Below are 21,440 nucleotides of genomic sequence, written 5' to 3'. Positions count from 1 at the left end.
GTTAGCCCTCAACCGCTTCAAGTTGCTTCAAGACGTAGTCAGCTCCTTGTTTTTCAACTAGAAATCGGACTTTCTGACCTTCTTTGAATCCGGATAGATCCACTTCATCACCCACAGAGAAGTTCATCTCTCCTGCCTTCCAGTTCCATTCTGCAACTGGGAGGTGGTTGAGAGTTATCATCCCAAAATCCGCCATCAACATGCTGATATCTCCGGTAATCCATACGTCAGTCACGACAACGCTGTCATCGGCTTTGTAATCAACGACTTCATATTGACCGGACTCTGTTTTCTGAATTTCAAACTCGATAGCTTGGCCTTTTTGCAGAGTGCCCACATCAACGTCATCTGCGAGGGTAAAGTTCATGACCATACCCGGCCAATCCCACTCTGCTACGGGCTGATGATTAATGGTCAACATACGGTGATCTTTCATCACATCGGTGATTTCACCCTTAGCCCAAACTGTTTCTACTTTGGCTTCAGTAGGTGATGAAATACGGGATAGATCAGCCGTTTGGCTCGATTCCGAATCCAACATAAAGTGTGCAGAGGTTACGATGCGATCATCTTGAGACAGACCTTGTAGCACCTCGATTTTGTCGTCGGCTTCACGCCCAACTTTGATGCGCGTTGAGCGGTATTTACCATCGCCTTCAGACAACACGACTCGGGTCATACCGCCGGATCGAATAACGGAAGACTTAGGAATCGTCATAACTGCGTTATCAGTGACTGGTTGAAGGGCAATGTTGGCAAACATATTAGGTTTAAGATCGCCATTCGGGTTAGGGAACTTGAGGCGTACACGCAAGGTACGAGTTTTAGGATCCAGAATAGGGTATACGTAGTCGACAACCCCTTTCCATTCATTGCCTGGAATAGCATCAAGCGTCATAGTGGCGCTACTTCCTGCTTTCATCCAGTGAGCTTGGCGCTCAAATACTTCGGCATCCACCCATACGTTTTCAAGTGGGCCCGCGCTGATTACCGCTTGAGCAGGGGATAGGTAACCACCTTCACGAACGTTCAAACTCGCGATGACGCCATCTTCCGGAGCTTTAATTTCAATAGTTTGCGATGCTTTCCCGCGTTGAGTGATGGCTCTGATTTGAGAACGATCAACACCCAGTGTCACTAAACGTTCTGCCGCGCCTTTCACCAGGCCATTACGCCCAGTTCGGTAGGCGTTCAGCAGCTCTTCTTGTGCTTTGACTAGCTCAGGCGAGTACAGCGTGAACAGCACATCGCCTTTTTTGACCTTTTCACCCACGGCATTGATGTAAAGCTTTTCAACCCAGCCGGCCACGCGAACGTTGGTTTGCCACAAATGACTTTCGTCAAACGCGATATAGCCGACAGTTTCAATCCGAGGTGAAAGTTGCTCTAAAGAGACTTGAGCAGTTTTTACACCTAAGTTGTTTTCAACTGATGGGTCAATTTTTACCGTGCCGGGTTTGTCTTGTTCACCCGCGAGATCTTCAGCGTACACTGGGATCAAGTCCATGCCCATTGGCGATTTGCCCGGTTTGTCGCGCTTATAATTTGGATCCATTGGAGCAACCCAATAGAGTGGCTCGTTTGAGCTGCTTGCAGCGTTAGCGCCTGAGCCACTCATGTCGTGGTTTGCACCAGATAGGTACTGATTAACGCCAAACCCTAGTGCCCCGCCAACAAGCAGAGCGATGGTTGCTATCTTGATTGAATTTGAACTCATTCCTAATACCTTATTTTCCCCATGAGGCATGACAGCGATGTTGATTGTTTATTGGTGTGCATTCGCCATCGTCCCCAAACTTGGGTTCTCTCATGTTTTGTTTTAGTTCGCGCTTGCTTCAGTCGTGATGTTGGGTGCGGATACTTGATATTCGAAACCACCCAATAAAGCCGCTAAGTTGCTGTTTACGATGTTTAAATCGGTAATAAGACGTTGCTGTTCGAGCTTTAGCGCCAGCTCGTCTGTGCTTGCCATGATCACGTCGTTAAACTGTGCGGTGTTGTTTTGATAACCCCTTTCTACCGCGTGAATACGAGCTTGAACTTGGGGAAGTAAGGTGGATTGATAACGCTCTAAACGCTGACTCAAGTTGGCGCGATCAACCAGCAATGTGTTGACCTTCGCGTTCATCTGAGTCAGTAACGTATCTTTTTGTGAGCGAGCAGCCCCCACTTGATACTGAGCGGCGGCTAAGTTGCGGTCTTGGCGATTGCCAGTGAACAGGGGAATGTCCATTGTTAGATACGCGCTCACCAAATCCGATGCAGGTTCGCCTTTCATATTGTTGGCTTGACGATAGGCGTACATCACTTCCACACCGAATTGAGGCGTGTAAGCTTGCTCTGCAATGTCCACTTGAGTTTCATTGGCAGAAATACTTACGTCTGCCATTTTCACCATCGGGTGCTCACTCAACTGTTGGTAGTGCTTGGTCGTTTCGTTATTTGCAGACAACTTTTGGTTTAATGACGCCCAAGTCAGTGTGTTGCTGGCTTGAAGTGTTGAGCGTCCGTTTTGGGTATAGGTATTGAGCCAGTCAGAGCCCAGCCATTCTGAGAGTTGCGAGACCAAACGGCGCTGCATTTGTGCGTTGGCTTGCAGCTTTTCATCCAACTTACTCACTTGAAGCTGTGCATTCAATAAATCTTGCGCTTCGCTTTTGCCGATTGAGTAATTGGTTTGAATGAAGTTTTCCATTTCCGTCATTAGCCGACGGTTTTCTAGCAAAATTTGCTCTGCTTTCTGCTGATAGCCCAGCTCCAACCAAAGCTGAGTCATGCTGTTTGCCACTTCAAGCTCCCGTGCGTGAACTTGCAGAGACAAACCATCGGCTTGTTGATTGGCTTTCTTTTGTTGAAGATCGAGCGTCGAGCCACGTTCGAACTGTTGCATCAAACCGACGGAGATATTGGTCATCGGATCCTCGTCAAATTTGAAGCTATCGACAGGCAAACCGCCAAAACCGACTTTCAGTTTCGGGTCCATCAAGGTTGCGTTGGCTACGCCTGTTTCACGCATCGCTTCCGATTGAGCATAGAACTGCTTACGGTTGCCATCGTTGCTCAACGCAACGCTAATGAGGTTTGCTAGCTCATTGGTTGACTGAGCTTGCGCTTCTTGTTGTGCTTTCGTATTGGCTGGCGATTGTGCCACCACATTGAAAGCAGGTAGGGCAACCAGAGCCAGTGAGCATACTGGTGCCACTAAGCGATTTGGGTTGAATTCCATAATTTACATCCAAATTGATACCAAGCTCTTTTGCGTTTCGGGATCGATTGAACCGAGCGGGAGAGCGTTGGTATTTGCCAAACGGATGACGCACTTTTTTATCGCTAAATAGCAGGTAACAAATGGAGTTACGAGCGAATAGCTGAGGTGAGCACGCTATCAGTTGGGCGCAAAGAAACTGCCTGCAAAGCGATGCAGGGTCGAATGCTTTGTATGGATTAAACTATCGGAGGCCGATACAAATCATGGGTGACTTGTACCACTGGTGCGGTAATTTCTGAGGCAATGGATGCGCGACAAGCCAATGGGGAGAGCTGGCTGTCAGTGACTGGTAATGGGACAAAAACGAATGAGCAAGATGCTGTACAGCAATTGTGGATCATACCGGAGCCATCAACACAGCTCATGGTAATCTCTGCAGAGTCGGAGCTCAACGATGAGGCCATCTCCATGCTCATACTCGGGGAGCCGCAGTGATCGTTCTCGCTTGCCATTTCCGTCATGTGAGCAGACATCATGGCATCACTCGACATCATTTTTAGGCTCATTAAAGGCGCACTATTTACCACGCTAGATACCAGCAGTATCAGCGTTGTACATAACGTTAGCCAAATTGTATGCAATGATTTCAGACGCATACGGTTTCCAGTCAAAATGAGCTTATATATCGAGTAACCACTAAATAATAAAGGTTACCCTAGGGGTAAAGTCAAGGATTATACCGACCCCACTTCGAGATAATGAGTTCTACATCTTAAAGTCAATTGGACATATTAATCGCTAAGAAATATCTCGCTAGTGAGTTTTTTGTCACACGAACTTTCCATGGTAGGGTTTATCCTTATAGAATGTAAGGTTTAGTGTGCCTGCTTCGGGGGTTGTATGATAGAAATTGTCATCGATGGAAAATATAGAATTGTAGAAGAGGGGCTAACCCTTCTGGAAGCAGCCAAAGTGTGCGGGGTCGAAATCCCTTCACTGTGCGGAATGAACAAAAGTAACGAGAAAATTCCGTGTGATTTGTGTGTGGTCGAAGTGGAAAGTGGCGGAACTATGCGCGCCTGTGATCTCAAAGTGTACCGCGGTCTCAATGTCGTCACACAATCAGAACAACTGAGTGAGCACCGCAGAAAAGCGCTCAACCGAATCATGACGGACCACTACGCAGACTGTGAAGCTCCATGCAAAACGGCGTGTCCTGCTGGGGTAGACATCCAATCTTATCTCTACCATATCTCGCAAAACGATCATCAAAAAGCGATTGAAGTTATTAAACGCACACTACCAATGCCGTTATCGATTGGGCGTGTGTGTCCGGCATTCTGCGAAAGTGAGTGTCGCCGTTCTTTGGTGGATGAGCCGATTGCCATTCGCCAACTCAAACGCCATGCCGCAGACGCAGATTTAGCGGCGCATGAAGCGTATGTCCCAGAGAAAAAACCAGCGAAGCATCGCAAGATCGCCGTTGTTGGTAGTGGCCCCGGTGGCTTAACGGCAGGTTATTACTTGTCGAATGAAGGTTATGACGTCACCGTATTTGAGTCCATGCCAAAAGCAGGCGGTTGGCTACGCTACGGCATTCCTGAATATCGCCTACCCAAAGACATTCTAGACAAAGAAATCGAACTGATGTGCCGCAACGGCATGCAAGTTGAAACCAACAAAAAGCTTGGTGTTGATTTCACGCTGTCTCAATTGAGTGAAGACTACGATGCTGTCTGTTTGGCTGTGGGGGCGTCTCAAGCGGTAGAAATGAATTATCCTGGTAGCGACTTGGACGGTTGCTACCTCGGTGTTGATTATCTGAAAGATTACGTTACAGAACAAAACTACGTTACGGGCAAAAAAGTTGCCGTGATTGGTGGTGGTAACACTGCGATCGACTGTGCGCGTACGGCGCGTCGTGCGGGTGCCGATACCACTTTGATCTATCGTCGAACTCGCGACGAAATGCCGGCCGAAGACTACGAAATCGTCGAAGCTGAACATGAGGGTGTGAAGTTCCATTTCTTAACGAATCCGGCGGAAAACATTGCGGATGAAAACGGCCGCGTGAAGGAAATTCGATTAGAACGAATGGCGTTAGGTGAGCCAGATGCGTCTGGTCGTCGTAGCCCGAAACCAACGGGTGAGTTCTTTACTGAAGCATTTGATACCGTGATTGCAGCGGTATCGCAAAAGCCGGATCTCAGCTTCTTAGAAAACGATGAGCTCTCCATTCCTCTAACGCGTTGGAACACATCTGAATCCGATGCTCAAACCATGCACACGGGTACGGGCAATATCTTCAGTATCGGTGATTTTCGTCGTGGTCCTGCAACAGCGGTTGAAGCGGTGGGCGATGGGCGAGTTGCGGCAAAAGCGATTGATCTGTTCCTCAATGGCGATATGGCGGACATGCCGAAACCTGCGTTCAACTCTCGTAAAGAGAAAAAACTGGCGCAGGTTGACCCACTTCATTTCGAAAATATCCAAAAAGTTGCTCGTTCAATCATGCCAGAGTTGACCCCAGCGCAGCGTGAGCAGAGTTTTGCTGAAGTGGAGCTGGGCTTTGATAACGAAGAGGCCATGAAAGAAGCGGCGCGCTGCTTAGAGTGTGGTTGCCAAGCGAATACCGACTGTGCCTTGCGAGATTACTCAACGGAATATCATGCCGAGCAACATTTCGATGTTTCCGTGGACGTTTCCTCTGCTAGCGTGATTGGTCATCAAGATTGGCTCGATTTGCGAGCGAAAGATCTTCGTCACAAATACGAAGTAGACCGCAGTTCTGAGTTCATTGAATTTGATGCTAACCGCTGCATTAGTTGTGGTCAGTGTATTCAAGCATGCCGTGAGCAAGCGGTACATGGTGTGTTGAGTTTTGTGTCCGATAAAAATGGCCGACCAGCTTTACGACCAGATGATCGTCCACGATTCCGCTCCGATGAAAAAGGCGCAAGTTGCAACGGTTTGACGCTCATGGGCGATTCAAAATGCGTGCAATGTGGGGCGTGTGTTCAGGCATGTCCAACGGGCGCGATGGTGGACAGCCGTGACCGCTCTCAAGGCAGAACCGAACAGCTAAAAGCCGTCGATACCATTTGTACCTACTGCGGTGTGGGTTGTAAGTTGACCATGTTTGTCGATGAGCAACAAAACAAAATCCGCTATGTAAAAGGGGCGGATTCGCCGGTTAACCAAGGTATGCTGTGCGTAAAAGGTCGTTTTGGTTTTGATTTCATTAGCAGCGAAGAGCGTTTAACGACACCACTGATTCGTAGAGATGGTTGGTTGCAGCCAGCAAGTTGGGACGAAGCGATTCAGCTAGTGGCTTCGAAGCTTTCGACCATCAAGCAAGATTTTGGTAGCAACGCATTGGCCGGATTCTCTTCAGCGAAAACCACTAACGAAGATAACTACGCGTTTCAAAAATTCATCCGTCGTGAACTTGGTACGAACAACGTTGATCACTGCGCACGTTTGTGTCATGCATCAAGTGTGACAGGGCTTGAAGCATCGCTGGGGAGTGGTGCGATGACCAACGACATTCCGAGCATTAAGCATTCCGATGTGATCTTTATTATCGGTTCTGACACCACATCTGCGCACCCGATCATCGCTTCGCATATCAAACAGGCGATTCGTCATCACGGGGCACGCTTGATTGTGGCAGACCCGAAACGAGTGGACATGGCCGAACATGCAGAGCTGTACTTAGCGCATCGACCGGGTACGGATGTTATGTTGCTCAACGGCGTGATGCAGCAAATCATCAAAAATGGTTGGTACGATCAAGAATACATCGAAGAGCGCGTCGACGGCTTTGATACCTTGCTTCAAGAGGTGATGTCGCCAGCGTACAACCTCGATAAAGTTGAGTTAGTAACGGGCGTAAAAGCGGACGATATTTTCGCGATGGCGCGAATGATCGGTACGGCAAAACGCACGGCGGTGTATTACTCAATGGGTATTACCCAGCATACGACAGGGCACGACAACGTTCGTTCGATTGCAAACCTGCAATTGTTGTGTGGCAACATCGGTATTGAGGGTGGTGGTATTAACCCACTGCGCGGTCAATCAAACGTACAAGGTGCGTGTGATATGGGCGCATTGCCGAACTGTTATCCGGGATACCAAAAAGTGTATAACCCGATTGTTCGTCAGAAATTCGCGATTGAGTGGGATGCGCCGAACTTACCTTCTGAGCAAGGGCTTACCCTAACGGAAATAATCGATGCGGCGTGCAAACGAGAAGTTCGTGGGATGTACATCATGGGCGAAAACCCAGTACTGAGCGATCCAAACCAAGCTCACGTGATTGAAGGGTTGGAAGCACTCGACTTCTTGGTCGTGCAAGACATCTTCCTCACCGAGACGGCGCAGTACGCCGATGTGGTATTGCCTTCTTGCTCATTTGCGGAAAAATCCGGTCACTTCACCAATACTGAGCGCCGCGTGCAGCGCGTTAATGTGGCAGTGAAAGCGCCGGGTGAGGCGAAAGAAGATTGGTGGATCATTCAAGCGATCGCAAAGGCAATGGGCAGCGATTGGCATTACCAGTGCGTTTCTGAAATCACTAGCGAGATCGCGCGAGTAACGCCGCAATATGCAGGGTTGCGTTGGGATGCGATCACGCCGAACGGTGTTCAATGGCCAAGTAACAAGAATAATCCAAACGGTACTCGTATCATGCACCAAACCCAATTTACCCGAGGGAAAGGGCAAATGGTGGGCGTGCCGTTCCGTTATGCAGCGGAGTTGCCTGATGAAGAGTATCCTTTGGTGCTTACAACAGGGCGTGTGCTAGAACAGTTCCACACCGGTACGATGACGCGCAAAACGAAAGGGTTGGATAACCTTGCTGGGCCAAGAGCGATGATCAGTGTTGAAGATGCCGAAGCAATTGGTATCCATAATGGTCAGCGCCTAAAAGTGTCGACTCGTCGTGGCAGCATCGAAATTGATGCGTTTGTGACCAAGCGAATGCAAAAAGGCGTCGTGTTTATCCCGTTCCATTTCGTTGAATCGCCAGTCAACCGCTTGACGACTACGGCAACGGACCCGCATGCGAAAATTCCTGAATTCAAAGTCGCAGCGGTGAAGATTGAAATCAGTGAAACGGCCGCTCAACCAGAGCCTGTCGAGGAGGCGGTACACCACGTCTAACATCAACGACATCAACGCTTCACGCACTGGCGAGTTGAGAAATTGCATTTAAGCTTATGATATGTAATAGCGAAACGAGCAGTGCGTGTGTCGAGTGTTTTTAAGTGGATCATATTGCTCCTACCCGCTCTTATTTGGCTGGCGGTCAGGCAAATTGAACATATTTGGTGGGCGGAGAATCTTACCTCGATTCCCGCCCTCATTGTGTTCACTTACGTTGTTTTAGCCTCGGCGTTTTTTATCGCTCACCGATGGTTGCAAAGTGCATTTTCTGCCTTTGTCGCTATTTTGTTTGTCTTGTTACTTGTTCCGCCGCAGCGCAGCCATGTGGCGTCTTGCTCGCAGTCTTTGAGCGTCATTCAATTCAATCTTTTTTACGAAAACTCAGACATCAATCAGTTCATCAACTATCTGTTGAGGCATCCTGCTGATCTGGTTGTAATGCAAGAACTGACGCCTCGTGTTGGCAGCCTTTTGCACATGTTGGATGATGTCTATCCGCATTATTATGGTGGTCAACGTGACGTGGGATACCCTTCAAATTTGATGATTCTTAGCCGACACCCCATCACGGAGGTTTCGGTTTATCGTGCGCCAAATGGACAAGAAGTCATCAGAGCGGTTTGGTTGCCTAAAGGTCAAGCACCGATCACTTTGTTTGCGGCTCATCCTCCGTCACCAAGAACCAGCGAGCTTTGGCATCAAAGAAATGCGTTGGTGCGAACCATAGAAACGCTGACCGCGCTTTATCCTGAGCCAGAGGTGTTGGTTGTGGGGGATTTCAATCTCTCCTCGGTTAGCCCTCGTTTTTCTGCGCTGTTCCCGAGTTTCCAAACCGCGCCAGTGACGAGCTGGCCAACTAACATCAAAGGCATCAACGTGCCAGAGCCGATGATGATAGGTATTGATCATTTGTGGCTAAAATCTGAGCAAGGACAGCGAATCATCTGCTCTCGACAATCCTCTGCTTTACCACAAGGCTCAGATCACCGTATGGTGATAACCCAGATCGGTGTACATATCCCATAGTTCAAGCCCTTAGAATTTGTTGTGTTGCATAAGTTAAACCTGTGCTGAGCTTGTCATAGAATTGACTCTCTCTGACTGTTCTCTGTTATTTGAGCAAGTTCCATGACCTAAACTTTGCTCGCTTCCTATACTGAACTAACGAAGCAGGATTTTTATAACAACAAGAGGCAGCTTGCATGACAAGAACAACCTCATTTGCACTCGTTTTATTACTGATGTGCGCATACTTTGGTTACAACCGTTATTACGTGTATCCGCAGCAGTTGGAAACACAGGCCAAATCCATGTTGATACAAATGGCAAATCGCGAAGAGTGGATGGATGTGTTTGAGATGATGAATCGCGTAGAGGCGTACAAAGGGCATTTAGAACTCGTGGCCGATGTTACGTCTTCTGATGGCAAACGTGCTTACAGTGAAGGCTTTATTACCTATACCGATCGTGAAGGTGTCGTCTGTAAACAGGTGGTGTTTAACTTTAAAATCAACTCTTTGAAAAACTACAGTATTTCAGACTTACGAGACTGCTCGTACGGCGAATATTATTAAGGTGAGTTGCTTAGTTAAGTCCGGTAAAACTAAATTTGAATATCCAAACAAAAATAGCCTCATTGTCGAGGCTATTTTTGTTTCTGCGGAAGAGAAACAATTGGCAAGTTTAATCGAGCGATTTCTTAAACCTCAGTGACGCGACGACCAATCCAAATACGGTAAACCCAAGCAACCAAAGGGTATCTCGCCATAAGTCCATTAGATCTGCGCCTCGCAACACTATGCCTCGAATCATGCGCATAAAGTGAGTGGCGGGCAGGGCTTCTGAAATCCACTGTGCTGCGACAGGCATGCCCTCGTAAGGGAACATAAACCCAGATAGCAGAATCGAAGGCAGAAGAATGAACACCGTCATTTGCATCGCTTGAAGCTGTGTTGTGGCGATGGTGGATATGACCAATCCTAAGGTTAAGCTGGCGGCGATAAACAACAAGGTTCCAAACAGAATTTGGCTGATGGCACCGTTAATTGGTACGCCGAAAATCCAATGTCCCAACCCTAGAATGATGAAAACCTGAATTAAGCCGACAAAGATATACGGCACGATTTTCGCCACCATTAGCTCTATCGAGTGGATGGGCGTGGTGATCAATAGCTCCAAATTTCCCCGCTCACGTTCTCGCACAATCGCGGCACTGGTGAACAAAATCATCGTCATGGTGAGAATCACCCCGAGTAAGCCGGGTACGATGTTGACCGCAGAACGCCGACTTGGGTTGTAGTAGAGTGCGACTTCGAATGTTTTGCTTGGCGCTGGGCGAATCTCGAAATCAAAATCGGTCAATGGCATGGTTTGCAACGACAATATTGCCGAGCTGATCATGGTATCTGACCCATCCACAATCCATTGCCCAAGCTCTCGACCTTGCATCATGCGTTGTGTGAGATCGCTTGGCAAAATCAGCACTGCGCGCACAATACCATCTTGAATCGCTTGTTCAGCCTCTTGCGCGGTGGCATAGGTTTCTTTGATATCCACCACTTGAGTGACTTTTACGGACTGGGTAATGATCCGCCCGGCGGTACTGCCACTTTGGTCAACAACACCTACCGGAATGTTGCGAATGTCCGTATTGATTGCGAAGCCGAACAGCAAAAGCTGGATAAGCGGGATCATCACCACCATGCCAAATGTGATTCGGTCACGGGAAAGTTGGCGAATCTCTTTGATCATGACGGCTTTCATGCGGGCGATAGGTTTCATCATTGGCGGCCTTTCCCTGTCACGCTGACAAAAACATCTTCTAAGCTTGGGCGAGCGTGGTTCATTTCAGTGTTTTGAAGTTCAGGAAACGTCTGCTTTAACCATTCAATCGGTTGCTCGACATGCTGGTGGATAAGGATGCGTAAACGAATCCCCAACTGCGCCGCAGAGCGAACTTCGTCACGTTGAATCAGCTTTTCTTTGAGTTCACGAAGTTTGTCGGCTTTCACCTCAATGATATTAACGCCCATCTGTTCCATTAACTGTTCGGGCTCGCCATCGGCACGAATTTCGCCCGATTCCATGATCGCCAGACGGTGGCAGCGTTCCGCTTCGTCCATGTAATGCGTGGTGACCAAAATCGTCGTACCTTGATCGCACAAGTCGAACAACTGCTCCCAAAAATCGCGTCGATTTTCGGGGTCAACGGCGGATGTCGGCTCATCCAAAAATAGCAGTTCGGGTTTATGCATGGTCGCGGCGGCGAGTGAAAGGCGTTGCTTTTGACCACCACTCATGCCGCTTACGCGCTGTTTGCGCAATTGATCCAACCCGTAAGTGGTGAGCTGCTCTTCTATCCGCTCTTTCAGCGACTTGCTGCTTAAACCAAAAATTTGCCCAATAAATTCGAGGTTTTCTTGAACGGATAGGTCATCGTACAACGAGAACTTTTGTGTCATGTAACCAATTTTGAGCCGCAGTTGTTCGGATTGCTTTGGGATTTCTAATCCAAGCACATCCACACTGCCTTCGCTTGGGCTGAGAAGGCCGGTGAGCACACGGATGGTGGTCGACTTGCCGCAACCATTTGGCCCCAAAAATCCGTAAATGCTGCCTTTGGGCACGTTGAGTGTGATGTTATTGATAGCAGTAAAGTCGCCGAACTTTTTGACTACATTTTGAGCTTGAATTGCATACTCGGTCATTGGCTTACTCCACCAAATCTACTTGGGCAGGCACACCGGACGGCAACGTTTTTGCAGACTCAGGTAAATCAACTTCTGCTAGATACATCAATCGTGAACGTTCTTCTTCGGTTAGTGCGAAGTAGGGCGTGAATGACGGCTCACTAGCCACCCAACGAACGGTGCCTTGTAATGGACTCTCCAGGCCATCGACATTTACCGTCACGGTTTTCCCAGGAATAAACCCGATTCGATAATCGGCAGGAACATACACTCGCGCATACGGCACGCGGTTGGCTTGAATCACGGCAACCACACCGTTCACTGGTACGCGTTCGCCAAGGTTGTAAGGCAAATTATCGAGCGTACCGTCACGCGTGGCCGTGATGGTGAGTTCTGCCAGTTTTTGCTCTTGCAACGCCACTTCGGCTTTTGCCGCCATTAAAGCGGCTTTAGCTTGTTCGATGTCTTCTAGGCGAGAACCTGCGGTGAGCTTACTGAACTCTTCTTTTGCTGAGTCTAATTCCGCTCTCGCAGAGTCCCTTGCCGCAAGAGCGGAATCTTTTTCGGATTGGCTGATGAGCTTTTTACGCACCAGTTCTGCTTTGCGTTGATAGTTTTTCTGCGCTTCGGTGAGCTGCGCTTCCGCTCGGGCTACGCGTGCCGATGCGGCAGCAATGTCTTCTGGACGTTCACCATTGGTCAATTTAAGCAAATACGCTCCCGCTTTGGCTTGCTCGGCAACGGCGTGTGCAAGAACGGCTTGTTGATTCTTGGTATCGAGCTGAACCAACACTTCCCCTTCACTGACCAAGCTGCCTTCTTTGACAGGAAGGGCTCTAATTATCTCATTAGATGTGGCAGTAAACGTTACGCGGTCACGTTCTAAAGTGCCAAGCGCTTGGTGCGTGTTATCTTTTGAACAGGCGCTTAAAAGGGCAATAACCAATGTGCCAAAAATGATTCGCTTCATAGTGCGGTGCTTCCTTTGAAGAAGTAATGCATGAATAGATAACTTGTGAACGGGAGCGTGTTGATTGAGCCTGCCAACCCGTCGCTAACTGCCATCCATAACGATTTCTTTTTAGAGCTTAGCATTTTATCTACAAGCGATTCTTTTTAAATAGAGAGGCTTAGCGTTGGAACAAGCTTGTCGCGAGGTGGAATGAAAAAACCTTGAACGAGGTCAGGTTTTTCCTGATAAGTAAAATTAAATGCCCAGCGATAAACACTAGGCTAGTTGAGGCTGCAAGTTGTCAATTGATTCTGAATTAGAAATCACTTCACATTTTAAGTGGTTGATTCGTAAAATGGATTGCGGTCGGCCATGACAATAGGCAAGGTGTTGAATAATACGAATCACTCATATAAGGCCATCCATGACAACAACTGGTCACGTGCATTTTTATATTGGCACTTACACCAACCCACCGAGTACGAGCACGGGCATTGCGCGTGTATCGCTGAACACTGAAACGGGTGAACTGACTCGGCTTGACGATGTTGCTGTTCAACGTAATCCGTCCTATCTCACGATCACCGAACACGGGCTGTATACGTTTAGCGAAATGGATAGAAATGAAGGTGCAGAGCTCGCGTTTTTTCGCGGTAGTGAATCCGTCTCTTTGCCGATTAATGGCGATTATCCGTGTCATTTGGATATCAAAGAACCGTTGTTGGCGGTTGCTAATTATGGCTCTGGAAATGTTAGCGTATTTCAATTGGATCGCGATGGTAAACCGCTTGGTTTGTTGACGGATTTATACGTTGATGGATGCGGGCCGAATTTAGAGCGCCAAACTTCTCCTCACGCTCATCAAGTCACGTTTTTAAAGCACAGTGATCAATTGGTTGTCGTAGACTTAGGCAGCGATAGCGTCCTTATTTATGATTACGAGGCTCAACAGTCGGATTTTTCACTGTCGCAAGTGATTCATTTACCCGCAGGTTCGGGACCGCGCCATGTGGTGTTTAACCAACAAGAGTCGACAGCGTATGTGGCTTGCGAACTGTCAGAAACCTTGATTGTTCTGGTTAAGCACCAAGATAAATGGCTTATCTCGAATCAAACAGAATTATTAGAAGGGGAAGATAATCAGCAAGCGGCGGCGGCGATTCGTCTTTCGTTAGATGAAACGTTTTTGTATGTCTCTTGCCGAGCTCAGAACAAAATCAGTGTGTTTGATGTGTCTGGCGATACGCCAAAAAGGCGAGCAGCCATTCACTGTGAAGGGGCTTTTCCACGAGATTTTGTGTTGTCTCGTGATCAAAAGTGGTTGCTGGTTGCCAATCAACATTCCAACAATGTGGTGAGCTTTCGTCGCAATCCTCAGACGGGTGAAATTACCTCAACGGGTTATGACTGTGAGATAGGCTCTCCTGTGTGTATTGTCGAACAACCTTTGTAACGATTAACGCTGAAACAACAGGAAATAGAAAAGCCTAGCGGGCGGCTAGGCTTTCAGGATAAAAACAGTTAACGCCAATCTTCAACGTACAGTTAGACGTAAATTTTGCCTTTCATATACAACACACCATCACCAGATACATTGACGCAATCCTCCTTGACTTCGCAGTACAGAATGCCACCACGTGCTGATGCTTGATACGCCACTAAAGATGCTTTGCCGAGCTCTTGCGCCCAATATGGTGCTAAGCCTGCGTGGATTGATCCTGTGACAGGGTCTTCATCTCCGCCGTTTGCTGGCCAAAAGTAGCGAGATACAAAGTCGTATTGACTGCCTTTTGATGTGACGACGACATCGTAAGGGGCGAGTTGTTTCAGTTGGTCGGATCGATATTGAACATCGAAAACGGTTTGCTCATCTTCCACGATGACGAAGTAAGCTTGCGGGCTAAGCAGTACGTGTGTTACTTCGCAGTTTAATCCCTCAATTAATTGCGTAGGAACGGCGTTGACGGGGTGTGGTGCTCTTGTCGGAAATGTCATTTCAATCTTGCCAAGTGCGTTCTTAATTACGGTTAAGGTGCCCACTTTTAATGTGTGAAACTCAATACTTCCTGTAACGCCGAGTTGGTCGAACAACACCATGGAAGCGGCGAGCGTTGCGTGTCCACAAAAGTCGATTTCTGTGAGTGGCGAAAACCAGCGTACTTCATATTGATTCGTACCAATCGCTTTAACAAACGCGGTTTCAGAGAGGTTGTTTTCCGCTGCAATGTTTTGCATTCGCTCTGGTTCTAACCATTCTTGCAAGGGTACGACTGCGGCTGAGTTGCCTTTAAATTGCCTGTCTGTAAATGCGTCAACGACGTAGATATCCAGTTCCATTTTGTCTTCCTTGTTCTCTGAGCGGTTGGTTAGCATAAACCAGATGCAACTCAGAGAATAAGAAATTTATGTTTGAATCTTAAAGTATCAAAATAGACGATGGTTTTATATTTTGTGATACTTATTGATGTATCTTGGCTTGGGTTGATGAATAGACTTGAATTGAACTCATTGAAAGGAATAAACACATGAAAGCGATTCACAAGTCTGTTTTGGCCCTTAGCGTTTTAGTTATCGGCTCTGCCCATGCTTTTGAACTAACGAGCAAAGATATTCAAGAAGGTCATCCAATGGCGAAGACATTTGAATATTCAGGTTGGGGATGTGATGGTGCGAACCAGTCTCCACAACTGATGTGGAAAGACGTTCCAAAGGGTACAAAAAGTTTTGCGATTACCGCGTACGATCCTGATGCACCAACAGGCAGTGGTTTTTGGCATTGGATAGCGTTTGATATTCCAGCCTCAGTTAACGAGCTGCCTCGTGGCGTTGATATCAGCAAGCTCGGCGGTAAGGAGTCTCGTATCGATTACGGTACTACTGGTTTTGGCGGCGCATGTCCTCCAGAAAAAGATGGTATGCACCGCTACCAGTTTACCGTTTGGGCGCTGCCGAGTGATAAGTTGAACTTGGATGAGAACACGCCAGCGGCGGTTGTGGGATTTACGCTGAATAGTGTCGCATTGGACAACGCGAAGTTAACCGCGACTTACACGCGATAATTAAATGCTTAAGGGGAGAAGATGGGGCATCAATATCAAGTGACGCTGTTTCGTGCGGAGCAGCAGCAAAAGCTGCGTAACGTCAGGATTCACTCCCCGAGTATTATCCAGATCATTAAAGGGAGTAAGCGTCTGTTTTGGAAAGACGAAGCGTTTGATATTCTTCATCCTAACATCATGCTTTGTGAAGCAAACGCTTCGCTGAATTTTGAAAACCTTCCTCAACAAGGGCGTTTTCTCTCACGAATGTTCAGTTTTCACTGCGTACCTAGCGATGAAATGTTAGAGCTGAGTATGAGTAATGCATTGGGAAATTACGTCCCAGCGGTGGAGACAGATAAAGCACTGCAAGCGACATTAAATGCCTTGTTTTCTTTTGAACGGGAAAGTTTAAGTGAAGCGACGCAACGTTATTGGATGATGGGGTTGTATCAGCAGTTAGCAGAGCGAGGACTATTGCATCGACTTTTCTCGAGTTCCAATACCTCGTTCAGTCAGAAACTCAGCCGCTATCTGTCACGCTCTCCGGGCGATGACCACCCTTTGGAATTTGTTGCTGAGCGCTTTGCTATGAGCCGAGCAACGTTGATACGCAAACTCAAACAAGAGGGCACTCAGTATCGCGAAGTGCTGGCAGAAGTGCGCTTAAATCACGCACTCTACCTGATGCAAAATGGTTCATACAACGTTGCGTTACTCGCGCAGTTGTGTGGCTATCAATCGGAAGGGCGTTTTAGCCAACGATTTAAAGGGAAGTTTGGTTTAACGCCCAGCGAGTACATAAAAACTGTCGTCAGTTAGTACTTAATATTGCTGTTTGGCTCGATCTTTTATGTTTCCAATTTTAGCTCTGGTATTTGGTTTTCATCCTCAGTGCGACGTTAACCAAAGCAATCAGAACAGGAACCTCGATTAGCGGACCAATCACGCCAGCGAATGCTTGATCGGAGTTCAGGCCAAATACAGCAATGGAAACCGCGATCGCCAGCTCGAAGTTGTTGCCCGTCGCCGTAAAAGCGATGGAGGCATTTTTATCGTAGGGGATGCCCATTCTCTTCCCGATAAAGAAGCTGGTAAAAAACATCAATACGAAGTAGATCGCTAGTGGGACTGCCACGCGGAACACATCCATTGGTAGCTGTAAAATCATCTCTCCTTTGAGGCTGAACATCAGCACGATGGTGGCGAGCAAAGCGATCAAAGTAATGGGTGAAATTCGAGGAATAAACACATCGTTGTACCACTTCTCACCCTTTGCAGCGACTAACCATTTACGACTGAGAAAACCAGCGAGGAACGGAATACCTAAGTAAATCAATACGCTTTCCGCAATGTCTCCCATGGAAATATCAACCACAAAACCTTCATAGCCAAAGAACGGTGGAAGTACGGTGATGAATAGCCAAGCCATAACGCTGTAAGTCAGAATTTGAAATGCGCTATTTAATGCCACCAAGGCCGCGCCATATTCTTTGTTGCCGCCGCCAATATCATTCCACACTAAAACCATAGCGATGCAGCGTGCAAGGCCAATCAAAATAATACCGACCATGTAACCTGGATGATCACCAAGAAAGGTTAAAGCAAGAACGAACATCAGGATTGGGCCGATGATCCAGTTCATAACCAGAGACAGCGTGATGGCTTTTTTATCTCTCGTTACCGTTCCTAATAGACCGTAGTTCACCTTGGCGAGTGGTGGGTACATCATCAAAATCAAACCAATGGCGAGTGGTACGTTCGTACTACCAACGGACATTGCTTCGTTCCATTCTGCTACTTGCGGGTAGGCTGCGCCTATCCCCACGCCGATGGCCATTGCGACAAAGATCCAAACCGTTAAGTAGCGGTCAAGAAAGCTCATTTTTTCGCTGGCACTATTTAAAACTTCAGTCGTCATAGTGGTCTCTATTCGTTTATCGTCGAAAGGCGATATATAAGGTTATAGTTTATCTTTGCGCGCATGGAAAGCGCGCAACGTGTCTTAGCTAAATAAACCGGAAAATTGAGCGTTAAACGCGTTCAGTTTTTCACGTTGAATGCGGTAACAAACCTTTGGCGGGTTAGGTTCTGCACTGATAAACCCTGCCTGTTTTAGAATACGTAAGTGTTCTGATACGGTCGATTGCGCTAAACCTAACTCAGAGACTAAATCGCTATTTAAGCAGCCGCCCATAGTGTCTAAAGTGTGAAGAATATGCAGAATGCGTAAGCGAGCAGGATGAGACAGCGCTTTTGCTTGAGCTGCGAGTGCTTGCTCTTTATCCAGTTGTTTTTGCGTGGCTTCAAAAGCAATTTCGCATGTTTCGCTGCATTTGTTGCTCATGAGCAGACCTTTATAGTTAATCGTCGAATTACGATTAAGTGTACGTGTGCTTTTTCTAAGGCGCAACTGTTGGCAGTAAAAAAGCAGAACTTAAAGATACGACGAATTGGGGGTGTGGTATCAGGAGCTAAGTTCTGCTTGGGGGTTAGGTTATGAGCAATTCTCTATATTTCCTGCTCGCCAAATCAGTATGGTGAAAAAAGGGGAGGCAAAAAAGAGAGTAGATTTCTTCGCTTTATTCCTGATAAGACCGAATTGGTGGGGTTTTCCTACAATATAGGCACGAAATGTTAGTAAAAGGGGAACAAAGTGTTTGGAAGTTTTCTTATTTTATTGCCGCCAAGTTCAGTAAAATACGTCTATTGAATGGCCTCCTAAAGTTAAGGTGCGTGCGGTGTCTGATCTCAACTTATTTCGTTATTACCAACGCTTGCTCTCTTTTGGTGTTGGTAATGAAGCAAAAACCACGCTGCAAGAAATCGCCGATTTATTGTTTACCTCTCCTCGGCATGCGCGCAGCCTGTTGTCGCAAATGCAGGATAAAATGTGGTTGAGTTGGTATCCGAAAGCAGGAAGAAATCAGCGTTCGACCCTCGTACTCAATATCGAGTTAGAGGCTTTAAAAGAAAGCTTAGCTCTCGCGCGTATTAAGCGAGGTAAGTATGAGAAAGCGCTCGTGATATTAGATGAGGATGAAGTTGCGTTTGGACGTTTATTGAAAACAACGTCAGGCGCATCGGTTCAAGAAGGTCAGCTCAACATTCAACTGACCTACAAACGTATGTTCGAGCGTGTGGTTCCGCATCAACTGCAGCGAAGTAGTGAACGTTTTTTGCTTCGCCAAATTTATTGTTGTTTGGTTTCGAGCGATTACAACGGGCAGGTGCAGCCAGAGCTGGCTCATCATTGGCGTTATGATGACAGCTTGTACGAATGGACATTTTATCTTCGTCCGGGTCTGACTTTTCATAATGGCAACCCAATTGATGCTGAAACGGTTGTCAGCTTGTTCGCCAAATTAAGCTCTTTGGAATACTACGAAAAAGAGCTGGCGCATGTTGCCAACATTACGGCACTTAATCCATTGAAGGTTGTTTTTAAGCTTAACCGACCTGACTTGGGTTTTGCTGGACTTATTTCTGGCGTGAAATATGGCATTCAGCCCGTGAGTCAGGTGAACGTTGCTAACAACAGGTTGGTGGTGGGGAGTGGTCCATTTTCCGTCGTTGAGCACAGTGAAAACCGTTTGAAACTGCAAGCGTTTGATGGCTATTACGCGTGTCGAGTATTAACGGATTTTGTGACGATATGGATCGTCAACGATGAACAGATGGAAAATCCATCGCTTGCCGCAAACACATTGCAACCAGAACCTGATTCTGCTGATGACATGTGCAGCCACTATATGTCGACGCCAAACAGTGAAGTATCACCAGCGAGTAAACGCAGTCGAACGGAAGACGGTTGTTTGTTCGCACTGTTTAACCATCATGCAAAGCACGCTTTGTCTCAGGCCCAGCGCCGATACATCAGTGAATTGATTCAACCTGAACAGCTAGCTGAAGTGATGCGTAATGAAAACATTATATTTGGGAGCATACCTGCTTATAACTTATTGCCTAACTGGAAACCGGTGTTGCGTCCATTTGGAGAAGCGGTCAAGTTGCCAGAGCTGATCACCATCGCAGGGTACAATTACACGGCACTACGCCGGTGTGCACGAGCGATTTCTTCGCGTCTAAAACATGCGGGCAGCCGAGTCGAGATCGTTATGTACTCCTACCGAGAACTGAGCGAGAAAGCCAAAAACGGCACGCTTGATGAGACTCTGGTTGTCACCAATATCAACTTGGACGATAACCGTCATGCGTCTGCGTTTAGCAACTTCTTTAGCAATGCTGTGCTTTACCACACTTTAGGGGCGCAAAATGCGGCGTGGTTGGATGCTCAAATGGAGAATGTCCGTGCATTCTCACCGCTTGAAGATTACCTGAGCGCGTTAGAGCCGATTGCGTCCACTTTGATTAGCGAATATTGGATTGCACCGATGTTTCACCATACTCAGACGCTACGTTTTCAAGGGGTCTTGGAAGATGTCGCACTCACAAACTGGGGATGGCCAGACATACGATCCGTTTGGTCTGCGGACTGATCAAAACCGCCTGAATGGCGGTTTTTTTGTGTTTGCAAGTTGGTGAAAGCCAGTGACGTTTTTATTTTTTCTAGCCAACAAGTGTGATGCTTATCTACGTTTGAGCGCGAGTGATCAAGAAACAGCCCGAAATGAACTTTGAAATTAATCACGAATTATATCGAGTCAATAGGTCTAATGTGATCTGATTTAAATAATGTAACTTTAAGAATATTTTCGAGAAGGTGATTGTATTCAAAATTCGTCTATTGACTTGTTGCTCAAATAAAATTTGTAGATTTTTTACGTGTGGGATTTTTGAGCTCTGTCCATTTAAACAAATTGACAGGCTTTAAAGTGTGACTCGAAGCGCAAAAGTAGCTCGGTTGCACGGTTGGGACTCTGTTATTGATAATTAACCCATCAGATGACGAACTGTTGATAGGGTTAAATATGTTGTACGAGTTAATCGACCACGAACTAGTAGATGTAATTAATGATCGCGCTTACCAATGGCAAGATGCGGTTAAAAAGACCACTCAATACCTAGAAAATAAAGGTTACGTCTCCCAGCATTATGCTGATGCGATCATCCGTTCAACGGAAGAAAACGGTCCTTACTATGTGTTATGCCCTGGATTGGCAATGCCTCATGCCCGACCTGAAACTGGTGTTTTAAAAACAGGCTTAGGCATTCATATTTTCCCGTCACCTGTTGATTTTGGATCGGATCTCGGTCCGGCCAATATTCTTATTACCTTAGCTGCGAAAGACTCTGATACCCACATTGAGGTGATTCAAGCGTTGAGCGAGATGTTTGTGGATGAAGAGAACATTGCAAAACTGGCACAAGCCTCTTCCAAAGAACAAGTGCTAGACATAATAAAAGCATACTAAAAGGAA

Annotated in this window: 17 protein-coding genes; 8 read left to right on the top strand and 9 right to left on the bottom strand. The window is 47.0% G+C overall.

Going from position 1 to position 21,440, the window contains the following annotated elements; all coding sequences use genetic code 11:
* Nucleotide 1: 1 nt before the first annotated feature.
* The 3 genes from D8S93_RS15060 to D8S93_RS15045 form a co-directional block, all read right to left on the bottom strand.
* Nucleotides 2-1,717, bottom strand: a complete 1,716-nt coding sequence (locus D8S93_RS15060) for an efflux RND transporter periplasmic adaptor subunit (RefSeq protein WP_152814008.1) — start codon at nucleotides 1,715-1,717, stop codon at nucleotides 2-4.
* Nucleotides 1,718-1,819: 102 nt separating this feature from the next.
* Nucleotides 1,820-3,226 carry a TolC family protein gene (locus tag D8S93_RS15055; RefSeq protein WP_193621619.1) on the bottom strand — a complete coding sequence of 469 codons (1,407 nt, stop codon included), beginning with the start codon at nucleotides 3,224-3,226 and terminating at the stop codon, nucleotides 1,820-1,822.
* 218 nt (nucleotides 3,227-3,444) lie between these two features.
* Nucleotides 3,445-3,864, bottom strand: a complete 420-nt coding sequence (locus D8S93_RS15045; RefSeq protein WP_005391253.1) for a hypothetical protein — start codon at nucleotides 3,862-3,864, stop codon at nucleotides 3,445-3,447.
* A gap of 244 nt (nucleotides 3,865-4,108) precedes the next feature.
* On the opposite strand from D8S93_RS15045, the gene fdhF reads away from it, so the two are divergent.
* The 3 genes from fdhF (at nucleotide 4,109) to D8S93_RS15030 (ending at nucleotide 9,954) form a co-directional block, all read left to right on the top strand.
* Complete coding sequence (gene fdhF, locus D8S93_RS15040; RefSeq protein ID WP_152814007.1) at nucleotides 4,109-8,377, top strand: formate dehydrogenase subunit alpha; 4,269 nt, start codon at nucleotides 4,109-4,111, stop codon at nucleotides 8,375-8,377.
* A gap of 87 nt (nucleotides 8,378-8,464) precedes the next feature.
* Nucleotides 8,465-9,406, top strand: a complete 942-nt coding sequence (locus D8S93_RS15035) for an endonuclease/exonuclease/phosphatase family protein (protein WP_319803010.1) — start codon at nucleotides 8,465-8,467, stop codon at nucleotides 9,404-9,406.
* Between the two features lie 176 nt (nucleotides 9,407-9,582).
* Complete coding sequence (locus D8S93_RS15030; protein WP_152814006.1) at nucleotides 9,583-9,954, top strand: hypothetical protein; 372 nt, start codon at nucleotides 9,583-9,585, stop codon at nucleotides 9,952-9,954.
* Between the two features lie 109 nt (nucleotides 9,955-10,063).
* Here the strand turns inward: D8S93_RS15030 and D8S93_RS15025 are convergent, their stop codons facing one another.
* From D8S93_RS15025 to D8S93_RS15015, 3 genes are read right to left on the bottom strand one after another with little or no spacing between them, the layout of a single operon-like run.
* Nucleotides 10,064-11,161 (bottom strand): ABC transporter permease, encoded by a 1,098-nt coding sequence (locus D8S93_RS15025; RefSeq protein WP_005498311.1) that lies wholly within the window; start codon nucleotides 11,159-11,161, stop codon nucleotides 10,064-10,066.
* Nucleotides 11,161-12,087, bottom strand: a complete 927-nt coding sequence (locus D8S93_RS15020; protein ID WP_047725664.1) for an ABC transporter ATP-binding protein — start codon at nucleotides 12,085-12,087, stop codon at nucleotides 11,161-11,163. Before D8S93_RS15020 ends, D8S93_RS15025 begins: the two co-directional genes overlap by 1 nt.
* A gap of 4 nt (nucleotides 12,088-12,091) precedes the next feature.
* Entirely contained in the window at nucleotides 12,092-13,039 is a 948-nt protein-coding gene (locus D8S93_RS15015; protein ID WP_025442935.1) for an HlyD family secretion protein, read from the bottom strand.
* Between the two features lie 406 nt (nucleotides 13,040-13,445).
* Between D8S93_RS15015 and D8S93_RS15010 the strand changes: the two genes are divergently transcribed.
* A complete protein-coding gene (locus D8S93_RS15010) occupies nucleotides 13,446-14,474 on the top strand; it encodes a lactonase family protein (protein WP_152814005.1) in 1,029 nt (342 codons plus the stop codon).
* 92 nt (nucleotides 14,475-14,566) lie between these two features.
* On the opposite strand, the gene D8S93_RS15005 is transcribed toward D8S93_RS15010, so the two are convergent.
* Nucleotides 14,567-15,358, bottom strand: a complete 792-nt coding sequence (locus D8S93_RS15005; RefSeq protein ID WP_152814004.1) for a PhzF family phenazine biosynthesis protein — start codon at nucleotides 15,356-15,358, stop codon at nucleotides 14,567-14,569.
* Between the two features lie 188 nt (nucleotides 15,359-15,546).
* Between D8S93_RS15005 and D8S93_RS15000 the strand changes: the two genes are divergently transcribed.
* Nucleotides 15,547-16,080, top strand: coding sequence for a YbhB/YbcL family Raf kinase inhibitor-like protein (locus tag D8S93_RS15000; RefSeq protein WP_005391235.1), 534 nt, complete (start codon nucleotides 15,547-15,549; stop codon nucleotides 16,078-16,080).
* 21 nt (nucleotides 16,081-16,101) lie between these two features.
* On the top strand, nucleotides 16,102-16,881 hold the full coding sequence (locus D8S93_RS14995) for a helix-turn-helix transcriptional regulator (protein ID WP_046873725.1): 780 nt from the start codon (nucleotides 16,102-16,104) through the stop codon (nucleotides 16,879-16,881).
* Nucleotides 16,882-16,924: 43 nt separating this feature from the next.
* Here D8S93_RS14995 and arsB read toward each other — a convergent pair whose 3' ends face one another.
* Both arsB and D8S93_RS14985 read right to left on the bottom strand, forming a co-directional pair.
* Nucleotides 16,925-17,980: an ACR3 family arsenite efflux transporter gene (gene arsB / locus D8S93_RS14990; RefSeq protein WP_005391233.1), complete on the bottom strand. Its 1,056-nt coding sequence runs from the start codon at nucleotides 17,978-17,980 to the stop codon at nucleotides 16,925-16,927.
* 84 nt (nucleotides 17,981-18,064) lie between these two features.
* A complete protein-coding gene (locus D8S93_RS14985) occupies nucleotides 18,065-18,406 on the bottom strand; it encodes an ArsR/SmtB family transcription factor (protein ID WP_005391232.1) in 342 nt (113 codons plus the stop codon).
* A 394-nt stretch (nucleotides 18,407-18,800) separates the two neighbouring features.
* Here D8S93_RS14985 and D8S93_RS14980 point away from each other — a divergent pair, with 394 nt between their 5' ends.
* Nucleotides 18,801-20,558: an SgrR family transcriptional regulator gene (locus D8S93_RS14980; RefSeq protein ID WP_319803009.1), complete on the top strand. Its 1,758-nt coding sequence runs from the start codon at nucleotides 18,801-18,803 to the stop codon at nucleotides 20,556-20,558.
* 432 nt (nucleotides 20,559-20,990) lie between these two features.
* Nucleotides 20,991-21,434 (top strand): PTS sugar transporter subunit IIA, encoded by a 444-nt coding sequence (locus tag D8S93_RS14970; RefSeq protein WP_005391226.1) that lies wholly within the window; start codon nucleotides 20,991-20,993, stop codon nucleotides 21,432-21,434.
* Nucleotides 21,435-21,440: the final 6 nt, after the last annotated feature.

The organism is Vibrio sp. VGrn 2 (assembly GCF_009361695.1).
Lineage (GTDB): Bacteria > Pseudomonadota > Gammaproteobacteria > Enterobacterales > Vibrionaceae > Vibrio > Vibrio diabolicus.
Note: the sequence above shows the minus strand (reverse complement) of the source record. Positions and strands in the feature narration are given on the sequence as shown.

Bases quoted from the DNA above. Each gene is read 5' to 3' on its own strand.
- arsB (WP_005391233.1), bottom strand. From the start codon at position 17,980: ATGACGACTGAAGTTTTAAATAGTGCCAGCGAAAAAATGAGCTTTCTT.
- D8S93_RS15005 (WP_152814004.1), bottom strand. From the start codon at position 15,358: ATGGAACTGGATATCTACGTCGTTGACGCATTTACAGACAGGCAATTT.
- D8S93_RS15015 (WP_025442935.1), bottom strand. From the start codon at position 13,039: ATGAAGCGAATCATTTTTGGCACATTGGTTATTGCCCTTTTAAGCGCC.
- D8S93_RS15060 (WP_152814008.1), bottom strand. From the start codon at position 1,717: ATGAGTTCAAATTCAATCAAGATAGCAACCATCGCTCTGCTTGTTGGC.
- D8S93_RS14970 (WP_005391226.1), top strand. From the start codon at position 20,991: ATGTTGTACGAGTTAATCGACCACGAACTAGTAGATGTAATTAATGAT.
- D8S93_RS15055 (WP_193621619.1), bottom strand. From the start codon at position 3,226: ATGGAATTCAACCCAAATCGCTTAGTGGCACCAGTATGCTCACTGGCT.
- D8S93_RS15045 (WP_005391253.1), bottom strand. From the start codon at position 3,864: ATGCGTCTGAAATCATTGCATACAATTTGGCTAACGTTATGTACAACG.
- D8S93_RS15025 (WP_005498311.1), bottom strand. From the start codon at position 11,161: ATGAAACCTATCGCCCGCATGAAAGCCGTCATGATCAAAGAGATTCGC.
- D8S93_RS15020 (WP_047725664.1), bottom strand. From the start codon at position 12,087: ATGACCGAGTATGCAATTCAAGCTCAAAATGTAGTCAAAAAGTTCGGC.
- D8S93_RS14995 (WP_046873725.1), top strand. From the start codon at position 16,102: ATGGGGCATCAATATCAAGTGACGCTGTTTCGTGCGGAGCAGCAGCAA.
- D8S93_RS15010 (WP_152814005.1), top strand. From the start codon at position 13,446: ATGACAACAACTGGTCACGTGCATTTTTATATTGGCACTTACACCAAC.
- D8S93_RS15030 (WP_152814006.1), top strand. From the start codon at position 9,583: ATGACAAGAACAACCTCATTTGCACTCGTTTTATTACTGATGTGCGCA.
- D8S93_RS15000 (WP_005391235.1), top strand. From the start codon at position 15,547: ATGAAAGCGATTCACAAGTCTGTTTTGGCCCTTAGCGTTTTAGTTATC.
- fdhF (WP_152814007.1), top strand. From the start codon at position 4,109: ATGATAGAAATTGTCATCGATGGAAAATATAGAATTGTAGAAGAGGGG.
- D8S93_RS14985 (WP_005391232.1), bottom strand. From the start codon at position 18,406: ATGAGCAACAAATGCAGCGAAACATGCGAAATTGCTTTTGAAGCCACG.